The following is a 3,108-nucleotide window of genomic DNA, read 5'->3' on the forward strand; positions in this document are numbered from 1 at the left end:
TAGAGAATTTGGTGTTGATAGTATCACGAAAATGGAGCATTATGGGAGTACTTCTATTCCTGGAATGCCTGCAAAACCAATTTTAGATTTTTTAGTTGAAGTTACATCGTTACAAGAGGCTATTGCACGAATCGTTCGGCTGACTGACACAAAAAACTGGGAATACTGGTGGTATGGTGATCATATTACTCTCATCAAACGGGACGAAAAAACCAGAATACGAACACATCATATTCACATCACTTCTTTAGGGCATAAAATCTGGAACAATGTGGTGTTCAGAGACCGGTTACGATCCAATCCGGTTTTAGCCAACGAGTATGCTGACCTAAAATACAGATTAGCAGATGAGTTCAAGATTGATCGGGAAGCGTATGCCAGAGCAAAAGGAGATTTCGTCAGAACGGTGATGCATATCGACTCCGGTGTTTCAGGTCATCGTGAGAAATAGGCCCTCATGAAAGTCTCGATGATCCGGTAGGGGTCTGATATGAATGGTTCAGGTTTCATAGATGTCCGGGTATTTGTAGGTCACCAGATACCGGCAAGATTGTTTGTGGATCATCAGGATACGATCTGATACCTACAATATGGTATGGTATTTTATAGTCTGATGATATGAGGTCCTCGATAAAGCACTCATCGATATTTCTGGAATGGATCAGGGTGACTCAATCTTGATCGTTATAAGTCGACGGGAAGAGATCGGAATGCGGGTCAGGGTTACGATATTTCTCTCAGGGGCCAACGGATACAAGTAACCGAACAAGTAACCAGACTGATTTACTGCCAGAATGATGCAGATATGAGTGTGAGAGAGATGATGTCCGGTTTGTGATTGAATCATCGTCCAACATTTATGTATGATTAACTGAAATCTGCCATGAATGGAGGTTTTGTAGAGATGACACAGCCGGATTCATCGAAAAGTCCTAATCAGAAGTACCGGTTTCCAGACTGGGAAAAGAGGTGTTCTCTGAAAAGAGTGGGTAAAATAGTGATGAATACTGGCAATTACAGAAGATATTTCCGGGAAAACCCGGGAAATAATGTGGTGAATGTGATGATATTCAGATATGCAGGTTCCGGTAACGCAAGTTGGTGGAATTAGAGAATCTGATGAATATTGGAGAGAATATTAGTTCGATCTACCCTTTATTCCGGATTATCGAGTTCGGCGAGTATCATTTTGCATTTAGCTTTTCTATAAAAAACTCATAACCGTTGGAATATCACTTTTTAATATTTCAAAGGTCTTCTGACCAATTCTTCGAGATCTTATTTATCCGCAATTTCTGAAAACGGTAGTTGGGTGAATAATCTCTCCTTCAGTCATTTTTTCTCAGAATCAGCTGGGATCATAAAGAACTCATGCAATGGATCATTGCAAATGATGTCAGTTCATCGGAAAGAAAGATACGTTAGTCATCGATACATGTGGTAATCCTAAAGTTGGCACTCACTCCGTTGGAGTCAACCGCCAATATTGTGGCATATTGGTATGGATGAAAATTGTCAGGTCGGGGTTTTCATGGTAGATGTAATGAATGGCTATCGATTTCTACTTTATTTCCGCCTTAACTTGCCTGAGATCTGGGTTTCTGATCATAGTCGATGTAACGAGGCAGATATTCCACTGGAATCTCAAGAATTAAAACTAAAACTGAGTTGACATATGATATGATCTGCAATGCAGAAAGCAAAGATTACGTTTCTCATGTTGCGATGGATGGCTTGTAAGGTGAGCATCCTTGGTTACTCACGTGTCTCGAAGAAATGGGTCTCACCCAGGTATCTGATATGGGTTTAATGATCGGGTTATTCTCGAAAAGCCAGAATCTGGCATCCGGAAAAGGAAAGTATTTGGGGCAGAGAGACCTCACCGGTAAAAATTCTCAATTCAAATCCGATTGCCGTAGAAGAGCCAATTACTATCTATAACTCGATGGCGGCAGTTGTGAATTCGCGAGGTAAGTTATATCAATGTGATATTCATACACCAAATAAGTTGTAAAAATGTGTTTTTTGTACACAAAATATATACTTTAAAATGACATATCATTTTTATGAAACGATTCATATATGATACCTTAATTAAATGGAAAGAAAGTAGGGATCGGAAACCGCTGATTATTGAAGGGATTCGCCAATGTGGGAAAACCTGGATTTTAAAGAATTTTGGGGAGGCGGAATTCAAAGATGTCGCCTATTTTAACTTTGAATATGATAACCGACTGGAAAAGATATTTGATGGTGATCTGAATACTTCAAGGATAATCAAAGATCTCAGTATAATAAGGAATAAAACTATCCAGCCAGGAATTACTCTTCTCATATTAGATGAAATTCAGATTTGTCCTCGTGCCATAACTTCTCTAAAATATTTCTGTGAAAACTTATCTGAACTTCACATAGCCACCGCTGGTTCCCTGTTAGGGGTGGCCATTGCACAGATGGGAAAAAATGTCTCGTTTCCGGTTGGTAAGGTTCAGATGCTTAAGATGCATCCTCTTAATTTCCCGGAATTTCTCCTTGCAAAAGATGAAGAACTCCTCTACGATTACCTTAATAATTTGTCTTTGGATGAAGATGTTTCCGCTGTATTTATTGGCAAACTGGAGGAAGTTTATCATGAATATCTTATCACGGGAGGTATGCCCGAGGTTGTTAAATCTTGGATAAATGAAAGGAATATAGAGAATGTTGAATCGATACAAACCGGAATTCTTGATAATTACGAAAAAGATTTCGTAAAATATGCATCTGTATCCGAATTTCCTAAACTTTCTCTGATTTGGAATGCAATCCCTGCACAACTTGCAAAAGACAATCAGAAATTTATATTCTCCCAGGTAAAACAGGGATTGCGTGCACGAGATTTGGAAGACTCTCTATTATGGCTGATATCTGCAGGACTCATCTACAAAGTTGAAAAGATTGAGCGACCATATATTCCTGTTTCAACATATAGTGATATTACATTCTTCGTAACTATTCAGGAATGCTGAGAACAGGTTGACATTGACATCGTATCCTGCCCATAAGTTCTGATATTATCCTTCCCTGGAATCCAAGGATTATTCTCAAAAGCGGAGGTAATAGCCTCAA

At 39.1% G+C, this 3,108-nt stretch carries 3 protein-coding genes and 1 pseudogene; all 4 read left to right on the top strand.

The genetic code is table 11. The features are described 5' to 3' along the window. The coding region (locus LUQ50_RS04960) for a GrpB family protein (RefSeq protein WP_300037079.1) at positions 1-451 on the top strand (451 nt) is incomplete at its 5' end. Positions 452-883: 432 nt separating this feature from the next. Next, on the top strand, positions 884-1,111 hold the full coding sequence (locus LUQ50_RS15930; protein WP_367278960.1) for a Fic family protein: 228 nt from the start codon (positions 884-886) through the stop codon (positions 1,109-1,111). A 305-nt stretch (positions 1,112-1,416) separates the two neighbouring features. After that, positions 1,417-1,534: pseudogene (locus LUQ50_RS04965) on the top strand (transposase); the annotation flags it as partial. A gap of 532 nt (positions 1,535-2,066) precedes the next feature. Next, complete coding sequence (locus LUQ50_RS04970; protein WP_300037082.1) at positions 2,067-3,008, top strand: AAA family ATPase; 942 nt, start codon at positions 2,067-2,069, stop codon at positions 3,006-3,008. The last annotated feature ends 100 nt before the right edge of the window (positions 3,009-3,108 follow it).

Source organism: Methanospirillum sp. (genome assembly GCF_028679455.1).
Classification (GTDB): Archaea; Halobacteriota; Methanomicrobia; order Methanomicrobiales; family Methanospirillaceae; genus Methanospirillum.

Bases quoted from the DNA above. Each gene is read 5' to 3' on its own strand.
- LUQ50_RS15930 (WP_367278960.1), top strand. From the start codon at position 884: ATGAATGGAGGTTTTGTAGAGATGACACAGCCGGATTCATCGAAAAGT.
- LUQ50_RS04970 (WP_300037082.1), top strand. From the start codon at position 2,067: ATGAAACGATTCATATATGATACCTTAATTAAATGGAAAGAAAGTAGG.